The organism is Pantoea sp. E956-1, assembly GCF_982223955.1.
The window spans coordinates 171,810-196,427 of record NZ_CEUYZP010000001.1; the positions used below are offsets into that span (position 1 = coordinate 171,810).

A 24,618-nucleotide genomic window follows, 5' to 3' on the forward strand; every position below is an offset into this window, starting at 1 on the left:
CAGGCTCGTTAGCGAGGTGAAACCGTCACCTGGCTGCCGTTGGACGCCATCACAACACGCTGGCCAACGGAGTAACGCGTGGCAGCCTGTTTCTGAACCACCATGATGGTGTTGCCATCATCCTTGCGGATTTCCAGCTCAACGCCATCGGTTTTATTGACTGCGCCCTGTACGCCCTGGCCTGCTACGCCACCCAGAACCGCACCACCGGCTGTCGCCAGGCTACGTCCGGTACCGCCACCAAGGGTATTACCCAGGAAGCCACCCAGCACCGCACCACCGATAGCACCGATGACGTTGCTCTCATCGCCGCCCTGGATTTTCACCGGACGTACTGAGACTAAGGTACCGTAAGAAACGCTCTGCACCTGCTTAGCTTCACTGGCACTGTAGGTATCACCCGACAGCGTACTGGTATTGCTACAACCTGCCAGCATCACACCGGCCAGAGCGACCACAATTACACGCTTGATCATTTGAAACTCCTTTAGTCGAGAAGGTGCCACGTTTACCGCTGTATCCTGCTCACAGTATAAGACACAAACCTGGCAAATTAATCCCTGTCCGAATAAAACACGGTTGGACGAAGCATAGACTATGCAGGATCAACAATAATTCAATCGCGGATTAAAAATAGTCCCATTACGTTATCAGTCAGCACGATTGGATAAAAACAATTTATTCATAGAATTAGCGATCATTATTTGTCAGGCTAGCCGCAGATGAAATGCACTTCCCGCCGGAAGTAAGGAATAGCTATGAAATCAGGACGCTATATCGGGGTAATGTCAGGCACCAGTCTGGATGGGGTTGATGTGGTGCTGGCTGCCATTGATGAGAATATGGTGGCGCAGCAGGCAAGCTACTGCCATCCGATGCCACCAGAACTGCGTCAGGCGATTCTGGGGATCTGTCAGGGACAATCCCTGACGCTGTCACAGCTCGGCCAGCTCGATACCCGCCTCGGCCAGCTGTTTGCTGAAGCGGTAGTGACATTAATGAAGCGCGAATCGCTGGAAGCCAGCGATATCACAGCGATTGGCTGTCATGGTCAGACCGTCTGGCATGAGCCACAGAGTGATGCACCCAATACGCTGCAGATTGGCGACCCTAATCAGGTCGTGGCGGCCACCGGCGTCACCGTGGTAGGCGATTTTCGCCGCCGTGACATGGCGCTGGGCGGGCAGGGCGCGCCGCTGGTGCCTGCCTTTCATCAGGCGCTGCTGATGGATGCCACGGAACGCCGCATGGTGCTGAATATTGGCGGCATCGCCAATCTCTCGCTGCTGATCCCGGGTCAGCCGGTGCGCGGCTTCGATACCGGCCCCGGTAATATGCTGCTGGACGCCTGGATCTGGCGTAATCAGGGACAGGCCTATGACAAAGATGCGCAGTGGGCGCGCTGCGGGTCGGTGATTCCGGCACTGCTGGAGGCGCTGTTGCGTGAACCCTGGTTTGCATTGCCGCCGCCAAAAAGCACCGGGCGAGAACATTTCAACCTCAGCTGGCTGGAGCAGCATCTGCGTTATTTCCCGGGGCTGGCTCCGCAGGATGTGCAGGCTACGCTGGTCGAGCTGAGCGCCATCACCATTACACAGCAGGTGCTACTCAATGATGGCTGTGACCGTCTGCTGGTATGTGGCGGTGGCAGTCGCAACCCGCTTCTGATGGCGCGACTGGCAGCGCATCTCCCGGGAACGGAAGTGACCACTACCGATGCGGCGGGTATCAGTGGTGACGACATGGAAGCGCTGGCATTTGCCTGGCTGGCTTTCCGCACGCTCTCCGGCCTGCCGGGCAACCTGCCTGCGGTGACGGGCGCACGGGAGAAAAGCGTGATTGGCGCAATCTTTCCGGCAAATTCACTCTACCGACGCTAAGCGGGGAGTCGGGGGCACTCTGCCCCCGCAGGATTGCAGGCAGCCGTCAGGCGGCGCCGGAGAGATGCGTCAGGTTGCGAACGCCAGTGATCACGGTGGCAACCATGGTTTCACGTCGGGTAATCACCTCAACCTGATAAAACCGGCTGCGGTAGGCGATGGAATAGATAATGGGATGATACTTATTACCTTCTCCGTAGCGGGAGTAGTGCGCTTCAAGCGCACGGGTCGCTGCGAGAATATGGGAGGGTTCTTTATCACCGCGGATGATTTGCTTCATTCAGTTCCTCAAATGCTGTCCCTGGAGTCACGTCGCACGCATGGCGCGTAGCACTGGCCTAAACACTGAACATCTGACTGCTAAACATTTAATCACTGACTGGGTAATGACTGACTCTGCCGCGGGAAGATGACAGAAAGATGATCCCCCGGCGCTGTTAATTATTTAGCAGCAGCCGGAAGATCCAGCAAGGCGGGAAATCGCAAATTCATCCAAATCGCAGGGGGTCAGATCAGCTCCGGCCAGGCCACGGCCGCAACGCCATTGAGTTCAGGTTTTGAGAACAGAAAACCCTGAAACTGGGTCACGCCTGCCGCTTCAAGCCACATCCACTCTTCCGGCTGTTCAATGCCCTCGGCGATAACGCCGATCTCCAGCGAGGCGCAGCATTTCAGAATGGCATGAATGATCGCCTGCTTCGGCCCACTTTTATGCACATCAGCGATGATGGTACGGTCGATTTTAATCTTATCAGGCTGAATGCGCGTCAGCAGTGACAGCCCGGCAAAACCGGCACCGAAATCATCCAGCGCCAGGCTGATGCCGGCGGCCTTCAGCTGCCTGATAGCAGCTTCAAAGGCCTCGGGCTGCGAGATAATTTCATTCTCGGTGAATTCAACCATGATCTGTTCCGGCACCAGTCCCTGTGCAGCAATCTCATCCAGCAAAAACGGGACGGCATCGGGCACTTCCACCAGCGTCATTGGCAGCAGATTAATCGACAGGGTCATGCCCTCAATCCCCAGTTGCTTCGCCTGGGCGAAAGCTATCTTTTTCGAGCTCAGATCGACCTGATAGAGCTGATTACGGGACAGTCGGGCAAAGTAGTCGAGCGGCGGTTCACCCTGTGGGCCGCGCAGCAGCGCCTCCAGCGAGACAATTTCGCAGGCGAAGGGGTCAACGATCGGCTGAAACGCAAAGCTGACCTCATCCGTTGCCACCAGCGATGCGTCGCCTTCACGCTGTTCTGACTCGTCACAGATAAACGTCCAGCCGCTGGCGGCAGGAATCTCAAAATAGTTCTCTTTTTCCCGCGCTTCGACAAAGGTGCGCAGGAACTGCAGTGCGCGATCGGCATAGGTCAGCTGATATTTCGTGGTGCATTTTTCCAGCACCGCCTCCAGCACCGTCTCTTTATCATGCAGCCGCAAATCGAACAGCTCCATACCGACGTGACCAAAACGTCGCGCCGGGGCGTAATCACGCAGCAGTTCGACCAGATTATGGTGGCGCGGATCCTGGCAAATCCGGCTATAGACCGCCTTTATCGCTGCCTCCGGGCCTTCCAGTAGCTGGAAAAAATGCGTGCCATTGAACAATAAAATTCCGGTGATGCTGGAGGATTTATTCGTTTTATTCGCTTTCCGCGCCAAATCATTCAGCATCTCAAGCGGCACAAGTTCGGTAATGTGGCTGCGATAGATGATTGTCGACAACATAAAGGTTTCCGGAATTTTTTATTTTTTGTTACGGCACCTTACCAGAAGCTTCTCGTGGGGAAAACGAGGGCCAGTACGTCTTTCTCACTCTGACTCTGTTTTAATCAACCGGCAGCGCGGTATCGCCCGTTCCCAGAGATCGCTGCATAAAAACGGTATCCAGCCAGCGACCCTGTTTGAAACCCACCGATCGCAGGATGCCGGTTATCTCAAAGCCCGCGGCGCGATGTACGGCAATCGATCCCTGGTTTTCGCTGTCGCCGACGTTGGCGATTAACTGGCGGAATCCTGCCTGTTCAGCCCACCTGATGGCATGCGCTAACAGACGTGAACCGGCACCACGCTTCTGAAATCCGGGGTCGATATAAATAGAGTCTTCCAGCGTATGCCGGTAGGCGTGGCGTGGACGATACGGGGCCAGATAGCAAAATCCACGCACTTCTCCGTTGCTGACGGCGATGAACCACGGCAGACCGGCCTGCTGCATCTTCCGCATCCGCTCGCCAATCTCTTCGGCGTCGGGCGGCACGGTCTCAAATGAGCCGGTGCCATTCAGAACATGCCAGGCGTAGATCTGCTGAATCGCCGTGGCATGGCGTTTATCTGCTTCAAAAATTTCCATTATGCGGTTTTGCCCCGAGAATCTGCACCTGGTGAATAAACAACGGTATAGCGGGCGATGTGAGGGCGCAATATAAATATGACGCACTCATAAAATTTTATGAGTGCGTCATTCTCCAGGATTATTCCTGGCAGTAAACGGATAAAAAAGCACGCCGGTTTAGTGCCACGACTGAATGGCAGTTAAGCCTATTCTGAAAACAGCGTCAGCCGGATGATCCGTGCCAGCATTAAGGCTATTATCGTCGCGGTTCTGATGGGGTTGATTTATTAACTGGAGGCGCAGCGTGATGCGATTTGTTGATTTTCTGAATAGTAAGCAGGGGCTGCGTGCAGCAAGAAATCACTGCTTTGAATTAAATGGTGTGATACTGGGCCATTTTACTGCGTTATTCCTGCACGATAACCAGATTATTTTTACCAAAGATGGTAAGCAGTGTGCTGTGCCTTATTATCTGGGGCCTGAAGAAGATTTACTTCAGCAGAAAATTAATCCACGTATTAAGAATATCCGCGCGGTCTGATTGGCCATCCGCGATGGGCATATTACTATAGCCAGAATACCTGGATTATACTTGCTCATTAACAGGACGGTGATAGTCGTCCTGTCTGGCAAATAGCATCAGCGACTATTTATTACCTCACAGAGGCTCTTCCAGTCCACTTGTTTACGCCTGCTTATTTACCCGACTCACTGTTGTTCTGCGCGGGTGCAATAAACAGCAACAGCAGAGCGCTGAACGCAAACAGCGTTAATGCTGTACTGGCACCTAAAGAGGCGTAGAGCTGACCAAACAGCAGCGATCCCGCAACCTGGCCCACTGCCAGCATAAAAAACAGGATGCCGACGCCAGTCGCCGGATCTTCAGCGGTGGCACGTGCGCCCCACACCAGCAGCACGCCCGATAGCGTGACGTAACCTGCACCACAGCAGGCAACCGCCATCAGTAAGCCGGTGGATTCGCCCCGACTCCACGCCAGCACCAGCAGTGGCACTGCCATTCCACACAGTGAGAGTCGGTATACACCCTTCAGCCCGATTCGGGCAGCGGCCGGTCCGGTTGCCGCACCCACGATGCCTGCCCCTCCGGCAATCAGCCAGAGTAGCCGGGTGGTCTCCGCATCAACACCGACATGTTGTCGCAGCAGCGCCGGCCCAAAGCTCCACCAGGCCGCACTGACCAGCCCCGAAGTTAACGCAATACTCATCAGCCGACGCATGGAGTGCCGATACAGCCGCTGGTGCCAGTGACGCACTCTGGTGGGGCGACTGGCGGCGTGACCCGATAACACGCGCATCACTGGCAGCACACAGGCCAGCGACAGCAGAGCGAACAGCAGACAGGCGGCACGCCATCCGCCGGGCAGAACGCTCAGGATGACCACCGTCAGGATAATGCCCGCGCTGGTGCCGGCATTGATCAGAGTATTGATGCGCGGCTGACCCGCAGCAGGGATTCGATCACTGACCGCCGCCGCCAGGGCAGGTGAAGCCAGGCCGGCACTCAATCCGGCAATGAAGAGTCCGGCCGCCAGCAGCAGCGTTGATGAGGCACAGGCGAGCAGCAGCAGACCCGCCGTCGCACTGAGTGAGGCCAGCAGCGCCGTCAGGCGGGTACCATAGCGATCCGCCAGCGCGGCTGCGGTGAGAATGGTCAGGCAATATGCCACAAAGCTGCAGGCTGACAATATTCCCGCCTGCTGTGGGTTGAACGGGATCTCCGCTGAGATAGCGGGCAGCATCACTCCCCATGAGAAGCGCGCCATGCCGTAGGTCACGGCGATCAGGCTGAAGCCGGTCAGCGCCAGTGCGGTGGGCGATCTCATCCGGGTGCGCCATTCTGAAGCAGCAACTGACTCACGATCTGCGCGGCCTGTTGGGCAGCGACGGGACCGGTAATCAGCGCCGTGGTAATGGCACCTTCAAAGAGTATCCAGATGGCATCACTCAGCAACTGATCTTCAGCACCGCGCAGATGCGTCACGCAATGAGTGATATAGGCCCGCATCGTGGCCCGGAAGGCCAGCGCCTGAGCGGCCAGTTCACTGTCCCGCTCGGCATATTCTCCCCAGGCTTTCAGAAAGAAGCAGCCACGGGCACCGTTCGCTGCCGTCCACTCGCCCAGCACCCTGAACAGATGCGCTATCGCATCTGGCTGTTGTGGTGCCTGCAATTCGGCCATAAATCGCTGCTCACGGGCATTAAGTACCGCTGCGGTCAGCGCTTCGCGTGAGGCGAAATGATGATAGAGCGTACGGGTGGAGACCCCCGCTTCACGACAGAGTTGATCGGTGCTGGTGGCGTGGAAACCGTGGGAGTAGAAGAGCCGCTCGGCGGCCTGGATGATATCGTTTCTCTTTTGCATGCTTTAAAAGTAAACCGATCGTTTTACTTTTTCAAGCCGCTCTCTGTTAATTACTCCCGTCGCTATTGATAAATCCCTGACGCCAGGTGGGCTGGCGTTCCGCTTAAAGGCACACTGGGCACACGTTTCACTCTTCTTCACCCTCAGTTTATCAATACTCATAATTACCCCTGCGGGGGGGATATTTTTCAGCTTCTGCACTAATCATATGTGAGTAGTACGTCACGCTCATGGCACAGGCTTTTTTTTTAACTAATTGTTCTTTATGAATTAATTTTGCTTTCGCTTTTTTAATAATCTATTAGCAATGTAAATGAAAGCGGAGCTTAAGAGCGGGCGAAGGCGTTTCAGCGCAATGAATGCCTGAAGCGATATAAGCGGCGGAAAAGGGCATATTCTCAAAGTCAGTCAGACCGACGCAATAAAGTGGTTTTAGGGATAATTCTCAGTTAGTTTAATAAAGCTTCAGATTACAAAAAAAACCTCTTACGAATTTTGGTTCGTTTTTTAAGATACATACAGCAACTATCAGGATGACTACCATGCTCAAAGCCAGCTATTATTATCTGTGCCCGCGTCCCATGGGTGGATGGATTTTACACAAAGAAGGTTGCGTTAATCTGTCAAAGAACGATAAACGCGTTTTTATTGGTTCACTTTATACCCGACAACAGGCGCTGGCGGTGGCGAAAATACATCACGCTAATGCGATACTCTGTAATGCCTGTCTGAGCACGTTTATTTGCCCGACCAGCAGCAGCACGGCAATTAAACCGGCACGCGCAGCAACGCCAACCCGTCATACGCCAAAACATTAAGTCGCTGACATGAAACTGCTGCGGCAGGAAATAATAAAGCGGATAAATTCGGGGCGTTAAAAATAAAAAAGGCAGCGTGAAGACGCTGCCTGAATTTTTATGCCTGTTTAGGCTGGCCATTTGAGGCAGTTATTCCGCCATCGACCGGTAAATTAACGCCGGTAATATAACTGGCTTCATCGCTGGCAATAAAGAGAATGGCACGGGCGATATCATCCGCTTCACCGGCCCGCCGCAGCGGAATACGGTCGTAAAAACGCTCCAGCAGTGGCTGATCGTTCTTCATATCTTCAGTCAAATCAGTAAAGGTAAAACCTGGGCAGATAGCGTTCACCCGCACACCATCAGCACCGTAGTCCATCGCCAGCGCGCGGGTAAAGTTGGTAATCGCTCCTTTCGCGGCGTTGTAGATGCTCATGCCCCAATCGCCGCCTAAGCCGGAAACTGAGGAGATATTCACCACGTTGCCTTTGCTGCGCAGCAGAGCAGGCATGAAGTAATGTACGCCGTGGAATACGCCATCAAGGTCAGTCTTCATCAGGGTTTTCCAGTCTTCCAGATCAACCTCATGAATACGGCCCTGCACGATGACGCCTGCGTTATTGACCAGCACGTCTACCTGACCATATTTATCCAGCACCTTTTCTGGCAGTTGCTTCACCTGATCGGCATCGGAGACGTCACAGGCGGCGACCAGATGATCGCCCGCAGCCATCCCGGCCCGCGTTTTTTCCAGTTTTTCCTGGGTACGTCCCACCAGCACGACCGATGCACCTTCTTCAGCAAAGCGTTTAGCGGCCGCTTCGCCAATACCGGAACCGGCACCTGTCACAACCACAACCTTCTGCGTAAATCTGGACATTATGCCTCCTTGTCAGCATCAATATTCATCGTAAACAACCGGTTAAGCCTGGCACTCATGGCCAGAAACTCAAGCGCAGCGCAAAATGCGCTGCGCCAGATGACGGCTATTTAACCGGAATCAACGGCTAGGGACGTCTGAACAGAGCGAAGCTGCGTCCTTCCAGCTCGAAATCCTTCTCTTTGGTGATCACCAGACCACGTTTCGCGGTGTCGCTGGTGGTCAGTTCCAGCACCCAGCCGCCTTCACCAAACTGCGGAATCTGGAACGGTACATTGCCTTCAAACGGATTGAACAGCATCAGGACGTCGTGCCAGATGCCTTCCTCGGTCTGGAGGTCCGGCCGCCCGATATAGACGCCCAGCGTTGATCCCTCATCCCACTGTTCCGCCTGCTGGAAGCCCCCACCGGCGTTGAACCACTTAATGTCCATCCCGTCGCGCCAGTTTTCGCGTCGCAGTAACGGCTGATCGGCACGCAACTTCAGGATCTGGCGGGTAAATTCGCGCAACGCCTCGGCCGATTCCGGCAGGTTATCCCAGTGAACCCAGGAGATTTCGCTGTCCTGACAGTAGCCGTTGTTGTTGCCAAGCTGGCTGCGGCCAAACTCATCGCCCGCCAGTAGCATCGGCGTACCGTGCGAGAAGATCATGGTGGCGAGGAAGTTACGTTTCTGACGCTCGCGCACCGCGTTAATGTTCTCATCATCAGTCGGCCCTTCCGCCCCATAGTTATAAGAGCGGTTGTCGTTGTGCCCGTCGTTATTGTCCTCACCATTGTCATCGTTGTGCTTGTCGTTGTACGACACCAGATCGTTGAGGGTAAAGCCATCGTGCGCGGTGATAAAGTTGACGCTGGCCCACGGACGACGACCATGCTGGTCGTAAAGATCACCCGAACCCAGCAGGCGTGCAGCAAAGTCTGTCGAGACGTTGTTGCCTTTCCAGTAGTCACGCACCGTATCGCGGTACTGATCGTTCCATTCTGCCCAGCCAGGCGGGAAGCTGCCCACCTGATAGCCGCCCGGACCGATATCCCAGGGCTCACCAATCAGCTTTTTCTGCGACAGAATCGGGTCCTGCATGATGGCATCGAAGAAGCCGCCGCGCGGATCAAAGCCATCAGGCTCGCGACCGAGAATGGTACCCAGGTCGAAACGGAACCCGTCGATATGCATTGATTCAGACCAGTAACGCAGCGAATCGAGCACCATCTGCAGCACGCGTGGATGCGAAGTATTTACGGTGTTGCCGGTACCGGTGTCGTTGATGTAGTAACGATGCTGGTCTGGCATCGTACGGTAATAGGAGAAGTTATCGATGCCTTTAAACGACAGCGTTGGCCCCAGCTCATTGCCCTCGGCGGTGTGGTTGTAGACTACGTCGAGGATCACCTCGATACCGGCATCATGGAAGGCACGCACCATGTCCCGGAAGCCCTGAATACCGCGCGGCCCGAAGTAGCGGGTGGCGGGTGCAAAGAAGCCCAGGGTGTTGTAACCCCAGAAGTTTTTCAGCCCCTTATCCAGCAGATGCTGATCATCCGGGAACCAGTGAACCGGCAGCAGTTCGACCGAGGTAATACCCAGGCTTTTGATATAGTCGACGGTCGATTTGTGGCTCATGCCGTCAAAGGTGCCGCGCATTTCAGGTGGCAGGGCGGTGTTGAGCTGCGTGAAGCCCTTAACATGGGTTTCATAGATGACGGTTTTCGGCCACGGCACATTCGGGCGGTTTTTATCCTGCCAGTCGAATTCGTTGGGATCGATAACCCGGCACTTGGGCGTAAACGGCGCGCTGTCACGGCTGTCGAAAGTCAGATCTTTATCGTCGTGGTAGAGATCGTAGGCGAAGTGCGCCTCGTTCCAGGCGATGTCACCCGCCAGTTCACGGGCGTAGGGATCGAGCAGTAACTTGTTCGGGTTAAAGCGATGACCATTTTCCGGGTCATAAGGGCCATAGACGCGATAGCCATAGAGCGCGCCTGGCTTCAGGCCCGGAATGTAGCCGTGCCACACTTCATGGGTATATTCCGGCAGCTCCAGACGGGCAATTTCCGTTTTGCCGCTGGGATCGTACAGACAGAGTTCAACCCGCTCGGCGTGGGCGCTGAACAGGGCGAAGTTCACGCCCTGACCATCAAAGTTGGCCCCCAGTAAATGGCTGTATCCCGCCGTAATTTCAAAACGCTGACTGTTTGACATTTATGCCTCGTTATTCAATGAACAGATTGACGCGTAATAAAAAAAGTTCTTTCCGTAATTCACTGTGCCACCAGCACGGCACACCACTGCGATGCAAGCCCGGTAAGCGGCAGCTGGTCGCCCGCGGCAACCGTTTTACCGGTCAGCACATCCTGGTAGCGGCGCTGGCCCAGTGCGGTGGGCAGCGCAATGACCGTGTCAGCCCAGCGCGCAGCGGGCGGCTGGTCGAGATTGTCCGGCAGCTGGTTAAAGACCCGGCGTGACACAACCACTATCACCGCCTGATCCTGTTCGGTACGGGCAAAGGCCAGCACATTATTCTGCTGCTCGCCCTCTGCCGACAGTGCCAGATAGTCACCGTGGCGGAACAGGGCAGGCTGCTGCTGACGCAGTGTCAGCAGCTTCACAATCGCCTGCTGATTGACCTGACCTCGTAGCCAGTGCGCCTCACTGCCGTCGTGCTGTGGCGCGTTAAGCATCGCCGCCAGCGCGTCGAAATCGGGTTCGCGGCGGTTATCGGGATCGACCAGACTGAAGTCCAGCGCCTCGCTGCCCTGATAAATATCGGGTACGCCAGGCGCCGTAAGCTTCACCACCGTCTGGGTCAGGCTGTTAACCAGACCGGCACGCATAAAGGGTTGCAGCGACTGGCAGAAGTCATTGAGGAAGGTGCTGTTGGCAGGCGCAAGCAGGTGACGGGCATAGCCCAGCACCGCCTCTTCATAGGCGTCGTTGTTGTCTGCCCAGTCGGTACGCAGCTTGGCTTCACGCAGTGCTTTTTCCACATAGACCACAAAGCGGGCTTCCAGCGCCGCCAGACCTTCCGCATCCTGCGGCTGCAGGGTGGTTGGCCAGACGCCCGCCAGCGCTTCATACAGCATCCACTCCACGGCCGGTTCGGGTGCCGGACCATCTTTCAGGCGTACGACCTGATCGTGGTTCATCTCCCGCCAGCGGTTGACGCAATCCGCCCAGCGTTGCGGCGCTTCGGTCAGGGTATAGAGCCGCGCGCGCGCATCTTCACCGCGCTTGGTGTCGTGCGTGGAGGTGCCGGACAGTGCATCGGGCTGATGTGCACGCCGCGCCTGCATTTCCGCATGGAACTGGTCCAGCGAGAAGTGGCGCGCCAGCGGTTCAGCGCCCACTTCATTCAGCGCCAGCGCCATGTGCTGACGGAAGAAGAGGGTATCTTCCACCGATTTCGCCATCAGCGGTCCGGTCAGCTGCTGGAAGCGGGTGCGGAATTGCGTAGCATCGTCGCGAGCAGCTTCATCAACCTCTGCGCGCAGAATATGGGTCAGGAAGTCAAGCGCCTGACTGTCGGGCGCATGGGCACTGGCTTTGACGTCGCTGACCACCTGGTGCAACAGCGCGGTGTCGGCTGGCGTCAGGCCCTGCGGCGTACCGTAGGTGCGATAGACCGGGAACGCCACCAGCAGTTCACGCAGCGCATTCTTCAGTTCCGCTTCCGGTAGTGGCGTGCCTTCTGCATCGGCAATCTTCAGTGCCAGCTGCAGTAACCGGTTAAATTCACCGGCAAAATTGCGATTCGCCATCAGCAGTTTGGCGGCGCGCAGCTCCGCTTTCATATCAACGGTTTTGCCGATGACGGCCTGATACGCTTTGCGCAGTCCGCTCAGCTGATCGCTGTCGACCAGCAGATTGGCGAGCGCGGCCATAAATTCATATCCGGTGGTGCCGGAAACCGGCCACGCATCGGGTAGCTGTTCGTTGTCACCCAGGATTTTCTCCACAGTGAGATAGCAGTCGGGACCGGCAGCCTGGCGTAACTGCTCCAGATAGCCGTGCGGATCGGCCAGGCCATCCACATGGTCGACGCGTAATCCCTGCACCGCACCGCTGTGAACCAGTTCCAGGATCAGCTGATGCGCGGCATCGAAGACCGTTTTGTCTTCCACGCGCACGCCCACCAGACCGGTGACTTCAAAGAAGCGACGGTAGGAGAGATCGTTGGGCGCATCGCGCCACGACATCAGCCGCCACGGCTGCTGGTCATGCAGTTCAGCAATCTCTGCTGCGTCGCGCAGGGCGAGCACGGCCTCTTCCCGACCCTGCCAGGTATCAGGTGCCAGCGGATAGAAATTGTCAAAGTAGGCCAGTGCCGGTTTGCCGGTCTGCGGATCGCGCTTCACGCTGATCTCGCCGTTGGCCAGCACCGCCTCAAAGGTGTCACCGAGGAACGGCAGCGTCAGGCGGCGCGACCAGTCGATATCGAAGTAATGCGCATAGCGACTCTGTTGGCCATGCTCAATGACGTCGCGCCACCACGGGTTCTCCAGCGAGGCGGCCATATGGTTAGGCACGATGTCGAGGATCAGCCCCAGCCCGGCGGCTTTCAGCGCGGCAGCCATGCGATCAAAGCCTTCACGGCCGCCAATCGACGGCTCGATCTGGTTAACGTCGGTGACGTCATAGCCGTGGGTCGACTCCGCGGTGGCGCTGAAAACGGGCGACGCGTAAAGATGGCTGATACCCAGCTGTTTCAGGTAGGGCACCAGCGCCGCCGCACGGTCAAACGTCATGCCGTTGCGGAACTGTATGCGGTACGTTGCGGTTGGAATATTCATTCTGCTTCTCTCTTAGCCAGACGCACCACGATAGCGTTGGGAATCAGTTCGGTGGCGGCCTGCGGCCAGGCAAACAGCGTTTCGCCTGGCAGATCGGGGATCGGCTGTGTGCTGTTGCCGACGTTCAGCGCCAGTGACAGCGTGCCCTGCGGGAAGTCCCAGCGCACGGCGAGGAAACCTTCCGCTGTTTTCACCACCTGACCGGCATCGCCACCGGCGGTCTGCAGCAGCGGCACGATATGTTGCTGACGCAGGGCCAGCAGCTGACGCGTCAGCGCCAGCCACTGCTGACCTTCCGGCGTTTCTGTTCGCTGCCAGTTAAGTTTCGACTGTTCAAAGGTGGTGACATCGTTGGGATCCGGCACGGTTTCGCCGTGACCGGCATGGCCTTCAAACTCTCTGGCGCGCCCTTCACGCACCGCTTTGGCCAGATCGCCGTGGAAATCGGTGAAGAACAGGAACGGCCGGGTTTCGCCATACTCTTCACCCATAAACAGCAGCGGAATATGAGGCGAGACCAGTAACATCGCCAGCAGCACCTGGGTGCGCTCTGCGCCGGCCAGGCTGATGAGCCTTTCGCCCTGCGCACGGTTGCCCGTCTGGTCATGGTTCTGAATAAAGTCAACAAAGGCGACCGGCGGCTGGCTGCTGCTTTTCACGCCGCGTGGCTCGCCCGACTGCGGCGAGACTTCGCCCTGATAGACAAAGCCTTCTGCCAGCGCCCGCGCCACCCGCTGTTCCGGCTGGTCGGCGAAATCCTGGTAATAGGCGTGGCTTTCACCGGTTGCCAGCACATGCACGGCGTTGTGGAAGTCATCGTTCCATTCGCCGGTAAACAGCGGAGCGTCCCCGTTTTCGTCGCGCGGATGCAGGAAGGTGACGTTACGGCAATCTTCGGTAGTCAGATGAATAGGGCGGTCGGTAATCGTGGCGCGGATGCGCTCAGCAATATCAATCAGTACATGTTTTTCGCTGGGATCGTCAATCTGATCGATGGCGTCAAAGCGCAAGCCGTCCAGATTAAACTCCTGCAGCCAGTAGAGTGGCGCTTCCACGATATAGCGGCGCACCGCATCAACATCATAGGCAATACCGGCGCCCCACGGCGTCTGGCGCTCTTTGTGGAAGAAGTCTGGCGAGAGCAGCGGCAGATAATTGCCCTCCGGGCCGAAGTGGTTCAGCACGATATCCAGCACCACCGACAGACCCTGGCCGTGTGCTGCATCAATAAAGGCTTTAAAATCATCGGGTGTACCGTAGGCGGCATGCGGTGCATAAAGCAGCACGCCATCGTAGCCCCAGCCGCGATTACCGCCAAACTGCGACACTGGCAGCACTTCAATCATGGTGATACCGGTTTCAGCCAGCATCGGCAGTTTCTCAATCGCCGCGCGGAAGGTACCATCAGGCGTAAAGGTGCCGATGTGCAGTTCATACACCACCGACTCCTGCCACGGACGACCCTTCCAGCTCGTGTTCTGCCACAGATAAGCGTCAGGATCGATCACCAGCGACGGGCCATTGACCTCTGCTTTCTGCGCCCGGGCGGCGGGATCGGGCACCGCTGTGCCATCTGCCAGCACAAAATCATACTCGGCGTTCGCTGCCACACCGGCGACCTGGGTTTCGAACCAGCCGTCACCCTGCGGTGTCATTTCAATGTCTTTGCCGGAGAGCCGCAGCGTCACGCGTTGCTGACCGGTTGCCCAGAGGCGGAAACGCACCTCGTCACTGGCAACCCGTTCAGCGCCCCAACTTTTAAAAAAAGATTTGGATTCCATTCAGTTGCCTCATTTAGCCTGGAAATGCGCGATGGTGGCCACCGCACGAAAAGGATGTCGATGACGCAAGCGTCAAAAATCTTAAAGCTATCAGCGAGACCAGGATGCCAGGTGGGCTGGCGCGTCTCTTCAGTCAGAAAGCCGGACTGGTATTCAGCGTGGTGCGGCGGAAAACGGGCCGTGAGACCGCTTCCACGCGGCATACAGAAAGTAATCATAGACTAAGATGTTGCAATCGCAGGGCGGCGGGGCGTGGAGGGGCATTAATTTCCGTTAATTGCTGTGAATCTGCGTCTGGCGGGCGAAAGAAGGGGCGCTGGCGCAGAAAAGCCTGCCGGATGGCGCTGATTCGCTATAAGCTTAAGCGCGATGGCGCAGGGCGCTCCGAATGACCTGTGGCGCTGAACATTTCAAAAGGATGTTATGTGAGGAAAAGAGTTCTGTTAGCCGCGTTGCTGTTGCTGGTCTCCGCCTGTTCTAACCGGGTCGGACACAGGCTGGACAGCGGTAATCTGCAGCAAATCCATGCCGGTCAGACGACCAAAGCTCAGCTGATCGCGCTGTTTGGTCAGCCCGACAGTGAAACACCTTATCCGGATGGGCAGCGGTTGCTGAAGTGGACCTACAGCGAGGCGCGCACCCTGAACACTACCGAAGGGCAGACGCTGACCGTACAGATGAAAAATGACAAAGTGCTGAACTACGCGCTGAGTAAGAGTTGATGCGCTGAGCAAACGTTAATCACGGCGGCGGCAGATCGCCACCGCACGTCACCGTTTACTGTCCGCTGGTCTGCTGCCCATCCCGGCTGTCGGGGCGCGGCTGAGCCAGACGGGCAAAATCGGATCCTGCCGGATGCTGATAAATCTGCAGCTCAAAGTGGCGGGCCATCGCGTAGATATACTCAAAAATGGCTGCCTGAGTATTTTCATAATCGGCCCAGAAAATAGAGGAGGTAAAGCAGTAGATCTCCACCGGCAACCCATCCGGCGACGGTTTCAGCGGCCGCACTACGATATACATCTCTTTCTGGATGTCGTCACGCTGGGCCAGCCAGGCGGTCAGATATTTACGAAACACCATCAGATTAGTGATGCCGTTCTCCATAAACCAGCGGTCGCCCACGGCATTGATATCACGGCCATCCAGCAACTCAGTGATCGATTCGCCAGCGAGGCGGATCTGGCTCATCGCCTGCAGCATCTCCTGATTTACAAAGGTAATCGACTTCTGATCAAGATAGAAACTGCGCATGATGCGGCGTGCGCCCGAAGAGAACATCGCCTGCCAGTTGGTGTAGGTCTCGGTCAGGAAGTTCTTAGTGGGGATGCGCGAAATGGTGTTGTCCCAGTTGCGGATGGTGATGGTATGCAGGGCAATATCGATCACTTCACCACTGATATTTCTGTCCGGCATCTCAATCCAGTCGCCCAGTTGCAGCACATCGTTAGAGGAGAGCTGAATATTCGCCACCAGTGACAGCAGCGTATGCTGGAAGATCAGCATCAGGACCGCGGCAACCGCACCCAGCGAGGAAATGATAATCGCCGGTGACTTGTTGGACATAATCGCCAGAATCATGATCGCGGCGATAATATGTACCAGGATTTTGCCAATCTGGATATAGCCTTTGATCGAGTGATTCTTACGTTTTGATTTGCGTGAATAGGAGTTGTTAACAATCTCCAGCACTTCATTGAAGAAGATCGACAGATAAACAAAAAACAGGATGCCGCAGATGGTCTGAATCGCCACTTTCAGATTTTCAGGCAGGCCCGGCATAAACTGCAGGAAATTGTAGACCACAATCACCGGCACAAAATTTGACAGCTTCTGAGAGAGGCGAACATCTTTATCCAGCGGTACGCCTTTTTTGTGGCTGCTGAAAAAGACCTTCCTGATCACTTTGACGATGAAAAATTTGCAGATCAGGTGAGTGACCATCCCGGCCAAAATCAGCAGCAACAGGCTGAAGCTGATCGACAGCACCCTGTTTCCCTCAATAAAACTCATCAGACTCTGAATGTAATGCATGATCACCACGTGCGAAAAAGATAAGGGGCGAATTCAACCACAGCCCGGGGGCGGTTGTTAAGCGCCGAATGCGTTCAGGCTGAGCCGCACCGTTTTTTTTGGCGTAACGGCGTCATCGCGGCATCCGGCGTGCTGAGGATGGTTATCTTCTCTGGTGCCGCACTCAGATAAACGCTCTGCTGGCCGATAACAGCTTTATCTTCTCTGATATGAGCCTGCGGACATGCTTAAAAATCTTAAAATTACTCACGGTATCGCTGCTGTTCTGGTGATCTTTATGGTGTTACTGACCCTGACCGGGTTTCTGTTCTACAACGGCGTTTCAAAAGCCGACAAAAACTTCGTGGCAGCAGAGCAGCTTACGCTGCAGCAGCAGCACCTGAGTGATGCGGTAAAAACCCTGATTAAAACCCGCGTCACCATCAACCGTGTGGCAATCCGTTTCCTGAAAAATCAGCAGGATCCAAAATCACTGGCAGCCATGGCTGCGCTGCTGGAGCAGGCTGGACAGTCTGCCGCTGCTGCCGATGCGGACTTCAAAGCCTGGCAGGCGCTGCCGCGCAAAGAGGGCCAGGGTGAAGCCCAGTCGATGCAGGTTCAGACAGCCTACCAGCAGATGCGTGACACCATGCTGGCCTCCATTACCTTTCTGAAGGAGGGCAACTATCCGGGCTACGGCAACCTTGAAGCGCAGGCGGCGCAGGATCAGCTCGACAGTGCCTATGAAGCCTGGCGTGCAGTGAACATCCAGCTGATGAAAGCGTCTTCTGAGCATAACCAGCGTAGCCTGACGGATGCGCTCTGGGCGCTGCTCACTATCGCCCTGATTACCGGTGTGATTGGGGTCGCGGTCTGGATTGGGCTGCAGAAATTGCTGATTGGCCCGTTGGGCAGGCTGACCGGCCATATGCGCGCCATTTCCGGCGGTGATTTAACCGCTGAAATTCAGCATGAAGGCCGCAATGAGATGGGTCTGCTGATTCAGGAACTGCAACAGATGCGTGATGCGCTGGTGGTAACCATTACGTCGGTCGATGACGCCACCCGCTCTATCTTTACCGGCGCAGCGGAAATCTCTGCGGGCAGCACCGATCTCTCTTCCCGTACCGAACAGCAGGCTGCCGCGCTGGAACAGACTGCAGCCAGTATGGAGCAGCTCACCTCAACGGTGAAACTCAATGCAGACAATGCGCAGCAGGCGACCACGGTAGCGAAAGAGGCGTCAGCCACGGCCATGCAGGGCGGAGAGACTGTCGCCCGGGTCATCGCCAATATGGATCAGATCAGCGAAAGCTCGAATCAGATCGCCGGTATCATCGCCATTATTGACAGTATCGCCTTCCAGACCAATATTCTGGCGCTGAACGCCGCCGTTGAAGCGGCACGTGCTGGTGAACAGGGGCGTGGATTTGCCGTCGTGGCGGGTGAAGTACGCTCGCTGGCCGGACGTAGCGCCAGTGCCGCGCAGGAGATCCGGGGACTGATTGACCGCTCAGCTGAACGGATTAAAACCGGTGCCGGTCATGCTTCTCAGGCGGGCGTCGCGATGGAAAGCATCGTGACGTCGGTGAGCCGGGTCACGCAGCTGATCGAAGAGATCGCGGCATCCTCCACTGAACAGACCCGGGGTATTGAGCAGGTCTGCAAAGCCGTCTCGGAAATGGATGGTGTGACGCAGCAGAACGCCGCGCTGGTGGAGGAGTCCGCGACTGCCGCCGCCTCACTGGAGGAGCAGGCGAGCTACCTGCGTAAAACAGTCTCGGTATTCAAAACCGGCACTCTGCAGGCGGCGTTTGCCGCCGTGCCGGCCCGGCCGATGGTGAGCCAGCTTCGTCCTGCAGCGGTCAGCCCGCAAGCGGATAACCAGAACTGGCAGGCCTTCTGAATGGATGGCCGTCAGCCAGATATGCGCTGATGGTTATCGGATAGCCCGGTTGAGTTCACTGCATTTGAGCTCAATCGGGAAGGTGTTTGATTGCTAAACAGCGGCGCAGGCTAACACGCTGTGCCACTATCGTGATCGGTACGCTGCGGGGGTAACTGATGAGTTTCGGGAAAGACGATAGCGCTAAAAAGCGGATATAGCATGCCCTGCATGAAGTCTGATATTTCAACATTAAAACTTTAAATATCAGCAACTTTTCCAGCCTTTGGGACCGGTCGTGTGATGCAGTCTGATCTTGCTGTAAGCTAATAGTCTTCAGGAAAAAGAAGGTTTTTGAATGGCCATTCATATTGTAATTCCAGATGACTATCAGCTTGCCACTCAGCAGTTGGGTTTCCTCCAGCACAATGACAAGTTTCATTGCTCAGCGCTGGGAGACCTCAGCAAAGATTTACGGGCAGATCAGGAGTTATCTTGTGCAGAAGCATTAATACTGATCCGCGAAAGAACCATCATTGATGAGGCTTTTCTGCGGCGTACCCCACATCTTAAATTGATCAGTCAGACGGGTAAGCTGGCGAGAAATGTTGACATTGATGCATGCACCCGAGCGGGAGTTGCCATTGTTGAAGGTATTGGCTCTCCGATTGCGCCTGCTGAATTAACCTGGTTGCTAATCATGGCATCCCGAAGGAAGTTAGTCTCGTCGGTGAACGCGATGGCTGAGGGCCACTGGCAAACAGAGATAGGTTCGGCCGTCCACAATCAGGTTATAGGTATTCTGGGCTATGGCAAAATAGGTAAGCGTCTCGCCTCATTTGCAGCCGTTTTTGGTATGCAGGTGCAGGTATGGGGAAGTCTGCGAGCACAAGAAGAGGCTCGCGCTGCCGGATGGGTGGTTCCTGCCAGCCGTGAACAGTTTTTCGCAACAAGCGATGTCATAACGGTACATCAGAGGTTGGTGGCTGCGACAGAAGGGAATATTACTTCAGCCGATCTCGCGCTGATGAAAACAGATGCCTTATTCGTGAACACCAGTCGTGCTGAATTGGTTTGTGAAGGGGCGCTTTATAAAGCTCTGAAACAGGGACGACCTGGATTTGCTGCACTGGATGTTTACGAACAAGAACCTTTGTATAACACTCACAATCCTTATTTACAGATGCCAAATGTTCTTTGCACTCCACATCTTGGATACGTTGAAAAGGCCAGCTATTCGCTCTATTTCAGAACGGCTTTTGATAATGTGATACGTTTTTTTGAAGGTGATGCTTCACATGTCATTAATTTTTGATTTTTTTATCAAAAAAGCCTGAATCCGGTAGAGTACCGAATCCAGGCCAGTTAACCGCCTGATATAAACCGTCCAACTTTATGGGGTCAGTTCACAGGGGCGGTTTTTTATTTCGTGACGCGGCATCGTGCCGCTGACATCAGGCCGGGACGGACTGTGCCTTCTGGCTGCGCGACCAGACGCGGTGCGCTTTCATCGCCTGAGTGAACTCAGACATCAGCGCGCTCTCCGCCGAGTCGCCCTGCACAATACCTTCTTCCTGATCCGCATCTTCCAGACCGAACTGCGCTTTAAAGCGACGCGCTTCGCCCACCAGACCAATCACCTTAAGATGCTTGTAGGCTTCCAGCAGGAAGTAACGGGCATCGCCGCTCAGCAGCAGGGCATCGATATTGCCATCCGGCACCATCACTGCATCAAAGGTCAGAGAGGGCAGACCGGCAAACGTCGCATCGACCGGCAGCACTGAACCGTCATCGGCGCGCACCTGGCCCATATGCGGAGCCAGCAGTTTGGCGTGAACACCCACCGCTTTCAGCGCCTGCAAAATCGCCAGCACATCAGCCGCCTTCACGCCATCGCTGAGCAGCAGGGCGACCTGGCGACCTTTAATCTCGCCATCCGGAATGGCATAGAGGCTCAGGCTGTCATCTTTGGTCAGGCCATTCACCGGTGCAGGGGGCTGAATGTTGAGTTGCTCATCCGTCAGGGCGAGTCCGAGGTTATCCGCCACGCCCTGCGCCAGCTTAGTATCAATACGTGCCAGATGATCCACCACACGCTCACGGATATAAGCACGCGCCACTTTACTCAGTTCAAACGAGTAGGCGCCAATGATGTGCTGCTGCTCGACCTCAGTCTGGCTCAGCCAGAACAGGCGCGGCTGCGCATAGTACTCACCAAATGAGGGGCTGCGCTCGCGCACTTTATGGCCCTCAATCCGCTCCTGATAGCTCTCGAAACCGCCGCCTTCTGCAGCAGGTGGGGTTTCACGCGGCCAGTTATCGTTGATCGAGTTCGGCTCGTAGTTCGCCGGGTTGGTGTCGATATCCTGACGATGCATGCCCTGACGCTGGAAGTTATGGTACGGACAGGTCGGACGGTTGATCGGGATCTCATGGAAGTTCGGTCCGCCAAGACGACTAATCTGCGTATCGGTATAGGAGAACAGACGGCCCTGCAGCAGCGGATCGTTGGAGAAGTCGAGGCCCGGCACGATATGGCCCGGGTGGAACGCCACCTGCTCGGTTTCGGCAAAGAAGTTGTCCGGGTTACGGTTCAGCACCATCTTGCCGACAATCTCAACCGGAACCAGCGCTTCCGGGATCAGCTTGGTGGCATCCAGAATATCGAAGTCAAATTTGAACTCATCCTCTTCCGGGATCAGCTGCAGGCCCAGTTCATATTCCGGGAAATCACCTGCTTCAATCGCTTCCCACAGATCGCGTCGATGGAAATCGGGATCGCGACCGGTCAGTTTCTGTGACTCGTCCCACAGCAGCGACGCTTTACCGGCCACCGGCTTCCAGTGGAAACGGACAAAGGTCGCTTTACCTTCTGCGTTAATCAGGCGGAAGGTGTGAATACCAAAGCCTTCCATGGTGCGATAGCTGCGCGGAATACCCCGGTCAGACATCGCCCAGATCACGTTGTGCATGGTTTCCGGCTGCAGCGAGACGTAATCCCAGAAGGTGTCATGGGCGCTCTGGCCCTGAGGGATCTCGTTATGCGGTTCCGGCTTAACGGCATGCACAAAATCAGGGAATTTATGCGCATCCTGAATAAAGAACACCGGCGTGTTGTTGCCCACCAGGTCAAAGACACCCTCTTCGGTGTAGAACTTGGCAGCGAAACCGCGAATGTCACGCACGGTATCAGCCGATCCTGCTCCGCCCTGAACCGTGGAGAAGCGTACGAAAACCGGTGTGGTCTGCTCTGGATCGCTGAGGAATTGCGCTTTGGTCAGATCTTTCAGGGAGCGGTAAGGCTGAAAATAGCCGTGTGCGGCAGAGCCGCGGGCGTGCACGATACGCTCCGGGATACGCTCATGGTCAAAATGCGTGATTTTCTCACGCATAATAAAGTCTTCCAGCAACGTCGGACCGCGCGAACCGGCACGCAGTGAGTTTTGATCGTTGGCGATGCGTGTGCCCTGGTTGGTGGTGAGGGCGCGGTCGGTGCCGTTTTTGCGGCTGGCTTCGAGCTGGTCAAGTTTGGCGTTGTGCGTCTGAGGCGCTTTCAGGCTGCCGGGGGCGGTGGGCTGCTTACCTGGCGGGGTCGGTTCGGCTGGGGGCTGATGCGAACCATCCTTCGGTGCCAGTGAACCCAGACCCGGCTCTGATGATTCCGGACCGGTGGTAGGCGCGCGCTCGCTAAGGGGTTTTTTCTCTGTTTCTTTCGACATTAATCCATGCTCCAGCGGTTATTTTACTTTCGACGACACTAAATATAGAACAACCTGAACAATACTGAGGTTAAACCGGGCATTTAACTGGAATTGTCGTGCTTATTTTTGACCGACTAAAATAGAACGTACGTCAGTAAAGCATGCTGGCGTTTCGCTTATTACTGACCCACATTCATTATCCGGAGGCGGTTATGCTGAGTTATCTGTTTATTGGTGCGAATGATGTGGCGCTCTCTGGTCGCTTTTATCGGGCAGTGCTGCTGCCGCTGGGTTATCTTGCTGAGCCTGATGGCGAACAGTTGATCTTTTCGCTGCCGGACGTGCCCGATCGGCAAAACGGGCCGGGTGCTGTCTATATTGCAAAGCCGTGGAATGGCGAAGCCGCACAGCCGGGTAATGGCAATATGGCAGGCTTTCGGGCACCGACACGTCAACGGGTTGACGAGCTTTACGCGGCGGGTCTTCGGGCGGGCGGCACAGATGAAGGCGCACCCGGCATTCGTGAACGCTATAACCCGAATTTCTACGTGGCTTATCTGCGCGATCCGGCAGGCAACAAACTGGCACTGTTCTGTAACGATGACCCGGCCTATGCGTCGGTTTAATTGCCGTCGGGGCGCAATTCGGGGTTGAAGTTGGAAATGTTATATCATAACATTTCATTTTGTAACTTCTATTGAGGATCGCGACGTTGGCAAATCATACAGGCAAGTGGGCGATGGCGCTGGGCGCGCTATTCATCAGTCATCAGGTGGCGGCGCACGGCGGGCATTCGCACGGCAAACCGTTGTCAGCCATGGAGCAGAAAGCGGCGGAAGGGGTATTTGCGGATGCGGATGTCAAAGACCGTCCGTTGTCTGACTGGGATGGCCTGTGGCAGTCGGTCTATCCACTGCTGGAAAGCGGCGAACTGGACCCGGTATGGCAGAAGAAGGCGCAGCAGGATAGCAGTAAAACCGCCGCGCAGGTTAAAGCCTATTACCGTAAAGGCTACGCCACAAACGTCGACACGATCGGCATCGAAAATGGCGTGATGGAATTTCATATCGGTGAGCAGGTCAATGCCTGTCACTACCGTTATGCCGGCCACAAGATCCTGACCTATGCGTCCGGAAAGAAAGGGGTGCGTTACCTGTTTGAATGCCAGGATGCTGACAGCAAAGCGCCGAAATATGTGCAGTTCAGCGACCATACGATTGCACCGCGCAAGTCAGCACATTTCCATATCTTTATGGGCAATCAGTCTCAGCAGGCTCTGCTGGCTGAAATGGATAACTGGCCGACCTACTATCCGTATCAGATGACCAATGCGCAGGTAGTGGATGAGATGCTGCATCACTGATAGCTCGTCGCTTCAGTCTCTGTCAGACCCGCCCATGACGGCGGGTTTTTTATGCGAGCAACAGGTCGCCACTCCCTGGCATATAAAATCCTGAAGCGCTTCACTCAGATCTACTTCGAGGTGCGCCGACTGACTTTACCGCCTTTGCGGCCAGCGTCCCTGGCTCTTTCAGGATCGTTCCTGAAATTGCCTCCACTGGCTTTGCCACCGGCACTTCCAGCTGCACTGGCGCGGTCCGGGTCATTGGCAAAGTTGCCTGCGCCACCCCGGTATTTCTGTTGTGTCATAGATAGGCCTCGTATCAGGTTCCATAGATAAGAAGGACTAGCTAGTCACAGGGTTAAGTTTAGTTTGCCGACTGGATTGTGCCAGCAAAAGGGCAGGATGGCCGGCGCTCGCGTTCTGCTAATCTATTGATAATAATGCTGAATAAGCAGAGATTCAGCCCACCCAGACCGGCCGGCGCGAGGCGGGTATACCGCGCACTACACGCTGATACGAATCCTCAACCAGCTGCTGAATCAGACCAGGCGAGAGGTCGTCACCGGGATAGACCGTGATCCAGTGACGTTTATTCATATGATAACCGGCGGTGATCGAGGGATAGATCACCCGGTGCAGCTCTGCCTGCTGCGGCTCACATTTCAGGGTGATAATCGGTACACCCCGCAGTTCGGTCAGCAGTAAAAACACTTTTTCACACACTTTATAGACCTGATGTTCCGGCCCGAATGGATAGCTGCATTCTGCGGCGGGCAGCCGTTCAGCCGCTTCAATGGCGATGCGCTGGATTTCATGGCCCTGCATAGTGAGTCTCC

The 24,618-nt window shown here is 55.7% G+C and carries 22 protein-coding genes; 8 read left to right on the plus strand and 14 right to left on the minus strand.

Features of this window, described 5'->3' with window-relative positions; all coding sequences use genetic code 11:
- Nucleotides 1-8: 8 nt before the first annotated feature.
- Nucleotides 9-476, minus strand: a complete 468-nt coding sequence (gene slyB, locus AC0T7J_RS00860; RefSeq protein ID WP_473791481.1) for an outer membrane lipoprotein SlyB — start codon at nt 474-476, stop codon at nt 9-11.
- 282 nt (nt 477-758) lie between these two features.
- Between slyB and anmK the strand changes: the two genes are divergently transcribed.
- Nucleotides 759-1,880, plus strand: coding sequence for an anhydro-N-acetylmuramic acid kinase (gene anmK, locus AC0T7J_RS00865; protein WP_473791482.1), 1,122 nt, complete (start codon nt 759-761; stop codon nt 1,878-1,880).
- A gap of 46 nt (nt 1,881-1,926) precedes the next feature.
- On the opposite strand, the gene AC0T7J_RS00870 is transcribed toward anmK, so the two are convergent.
- The 3 genes from AC0T7J_RS00870 to AC0T7J_RS00880 form a co-directional block, all read right to left on the minus strand.
- A complete protein-coding gene (locus AC0T7J_RS00870; protein WP_003850264.1) occupies nt 1,927-2,160 on the minus strand; it encodes a DUF4060 family protein in 234 nt (77 codons plus the stop codon).
- A 227-nt stretch (nt 2,161-2,387) separates the two neighbouring features.
- On the minus strand, nt 2,388-3,599 hold the full coding sequence (locus AC0T7J_RS00875) for a diguanylate phosphodiesterase (RefSeq protein ID WP_473791484.1): 1,212 nt from the start codon (nt 3,597-3,599) through the stop codon (nt 2,388-2,390).
- Between the two features lie 100 nt (nt 3,600-3,699).
- Nucleotides 3,700-4,221 (minus strand): GNAT family N-acetyltransferase, encoded by a 522-nt coding sequence (locus AC0T7J_RS00880; RefSeq protein WP_473791487.1) that lies wholly within the window; start codon nt 4,219-4,221, stop codon nt 3,700-3,702.
- A 289-nt stretch (nt 4,222-4,510) separates the two neighbouring features.
- Here AC0T7J_RS00880 and AC0T7J_RS00885 point away from each other — a divergent pair, with 289 nt between their 5' ends.
- Nucleotides 4,511-4,744 carry a hypothetical protein gene (locus AC0T7J_RS00885; protein WP_473793153.1) on the plus strand — a complete coding sequence of 78 codons (234 nt, stop codon included), beginning with the start codon at nt 4,511-4,513 and terminating at the stop codon, nt 4,742-4,744.
- Between the two features lie 154 nt (nt 4,745-4,898).
- Here AC0T7J_RS00885 and AC0T7J_RS00890 read toward each other — a convergent pair whose 3' ends face one another.
- Together AC0T7J_RS00890 and AC0T7J_RS00895 are read right to left on the minus strand one after the other, a co-directional pair.
- Nucleotides 4,899-6,047 carry an MFS transporter gene (locus AC0T7J_RS00890; RefSeq protein WP_473791488.1) on the minus strand — a complete coding sequence of 383 codons (1,149 nt, stop codon included), beginning with the start codon at nt 6,045-6,047 and terminating at the stop codon, nt 4,899-4,901.
- Nucleotides 6,044-6,586: a TetR/AcrR family transcriptional regulator gene (locus AC0T7J_RS00895; RefSeq protein ID WP_473791490.1), complete on the minus strand. Its 543-nt coding sequence runs from the start codon at nt 6,584-6,586 to the stop codon at nt 6,044-6,046. The genes AC0T7J_RS00890 and AC0T7J_RS00895 overlap by 4 nt, the downstream gene beginning before the upstream one ends.
- Before the next feature lie 542 nt (nt 6,587-7,128).
- Between AC0T7J_RS00895 and AC0T7J_RS00900 the strand changes: the two genes are divergently transcribed.
- Entirely contained in the window at nt 7,129-7,404 is a 276-nt protein-coding gene (locus AC0T7J_RS00900) for a hypothetical protein (protein WP_473793154.1), read from the plus strand.
- A 97-nt stretch (nt 7,405-7,501) separates the two neighbouring features.
- Here AC0T7J_RS00900 and budC read toward each other — a convergent pair whose 3' ends face one another.
- The 4 genes from budC to treZ form a co-directional block, all read right to left on the minus strand.
- Nucleotides 7,502-8,266: a meso-2,3-butanediol dehydrogenase gene (gene budC / locus AC0T7J_RS00905; protein ID WP_473791491.1), complete on the minus strand. Its 765-nt coding sequence runs from the start codon at nt 8,264-8,266 to the stop codon at nt 7,502-7,504.
- A gap of 127 nt (nt 8,267-8,393) precedes the next feature.
- Nucleotides 8,394-10,469 carry a glycogen debranching protein GlgX gene (gene glgX, locus AC0T7J_RS00910; protein ID WP_473791493.1) on the minus strand — a complete coding sequence of 692 codons (2,076 nt, stop codon included), beginning with the start codon at nt 10,467-10,469 and terminating at the stop codon, nt 8,394-8,396.
- Nucleotides 10,470-10,528: 59 nt separating this feature from the next.
- Nucleotides 10,529-13,057, minus strand: coding sequence for a malto-oligosyltrehalose synthase (treY, locus tag AC0T7J_RS00915; RefSeq protein WP_473791494.1), 2,529 nt, complete (start codon nt 13,055-13,057; stop codon nt 10,529-10,531).
- Nucleotides 13,054-14,838, minus strand: a complete 1,785-nt coding sequence (gene treZ / locus AC0T7J_RS00920; RefSeq protein WP_473791496.1) for a malto-oligosyltrehalose trehalohydrolase — start codon at nt 14,836-14,838, stop codon at nt 13,054-13,056. Before treZ ends, treY begins: the two co-directional genes overlap by 4 nt.
- Nucleotides 14,839-15,263: 425 nt before the next feature.
- On the opposite strand from treZ, the gene AC0T7J_RS00925 reads away from it, so the two are divergent.
- Nucleotides 15,264-15,560: a hypothetical protein gene (locus AC0T7J_RS00925; protein WP_473791497.1), complete on the plus strand. Its 297-nt coding sequence runs from the start codon at nt 15,264-15,266 to the stop codon at nt 15,558-15,560.
- Between the two features lie 55 nt (nt 15,561-15,615).
- On the opposite strand, the gene AC0T7J_RS00930 is transcribed toward AC0T7J_RS00925, so the two are convergent.
- A complete protein-coding gene (locus AC0T7J_RS00930) occupies nt 15,616-16,872 on the minus strand; it encodes a mechanosensitive ion channel family protein (protein WP_473791499.1) in 1,257 nt (418 codons plus the stop codon).
- Nucleotides 16,873-17,095: 223 nt separating this feature from the next.
- Between AC0T7J_RS00930 and AC0T7J_RS00935 the strand changes: the two genes are divergently transcribed.
- Nucleotides 17,096-18,757: a methyl-accepting chemotaxis protein gene (locus tag AC0T7J_RS00935; RefSeq protein ID WP_473791500.1), complete on the plus strand. Its 1,662-nt coding sequence runs from the start codon at nt 17,096-17,098 to the stop codon at nt 18,755-18,757.
- Between the two features lie 337 nt (nt 18,758-19,094).
- The gene (locus tag AC0T7J_RS00940; RefSeq protein ID WP_045140397.1) at nt 19,095-20,051 is read left to right on the plus strand and encodes a D-2-hydroxyacid dehydrogenase family protein; all 957 of its coding nucleotides are present in this window, start codon (nt 19,095-19,097) and stop codon (nt 20,049-20,051) included.
- A gap of 139 nt (nt 20,052-20,190) precedes the next feature.
- On the opposite strand, the gene katE is transcribed toward AC0T7J_RS00940, so the two are convergent.
- Nucleotides 20,191-22,455, minus strand: coding sequence for a catalase HPII (katE, locus tag AC0T7J_RS00945; RefSeq protein WP_010245500.1), 2,265 nt, complete (start codon nt 22,453-22,455; stop codon nt 20,191-20,193).
- Between the two features lie 194 nt (nt 22,456-22,649).
- Here katE and AC0T7J_RS00950 point away from each other — a divergent pair, with 194 nt between their 5' ends.
- Together AC0T7J_RS00950 and zinT are read left to right on the plus strand one after the other, a co-directional pair.
- Nucleotides 22,650-23,063: a VOC family protein gene (locus AC0T7J_RS00950; protein WP_473791503.1), complete on the plus strand. Its 414-nt coding sequence runs from the start codon at nt 22,650-22,652 to the stop codon at nt 23,061-23,063.
- Nucleotides 23,064-23,149: 86 nt separating this feature from the next.
- The gene (zinT, locus tag AC0T7J_RS00955; RefSeq protein ID WP_473791505.1) at nt 23,150-23,800 is read left to right on the plus strand and encodes a metal-binding protein ZinT; all 651 of its coding nucleotides are present in this window, start codon (nt 23,150-23,152) and stop codon (nt 23,798-23,800) included.
- 110 nt (nt 23,801-23,910) lie between these two features.
- Here zinT and AC0T7J_RS00960 read toward each other — a convergent pair whose 3' ends face one another.
- Both AC0T7J_RS00960 and AC0T7J_RS00965 read right to left on the minus strand, forming a co-directional pair.
- Complete coding sequence (locus AC0T7J_RS00960; RefSeq protein WP_473791507.1) at nt 23,911-24,087, minus strand: con-10 family general stress protein; 177 nt, start codon at nt 24,085-24,087, stop codon at nt 23,911-23,913.
- 154 nt (nt 24,088-24,241) lie between these two features.
- Nucleotides 24,242-24,607: an MmcQ/YjbR family DNA-binding protein gene (locus AC0T7J_RS00965; RefSeq protein WP_473791508.1), complete on the minus strand. Its 366-nt coding sequence runs from the start codon at nt 24,605-24,607 to the stop codon at nt 24,242-24,244.
- Between the last annotated feature and the right edge of the window lie 11 nt (nt 24,608-24,618).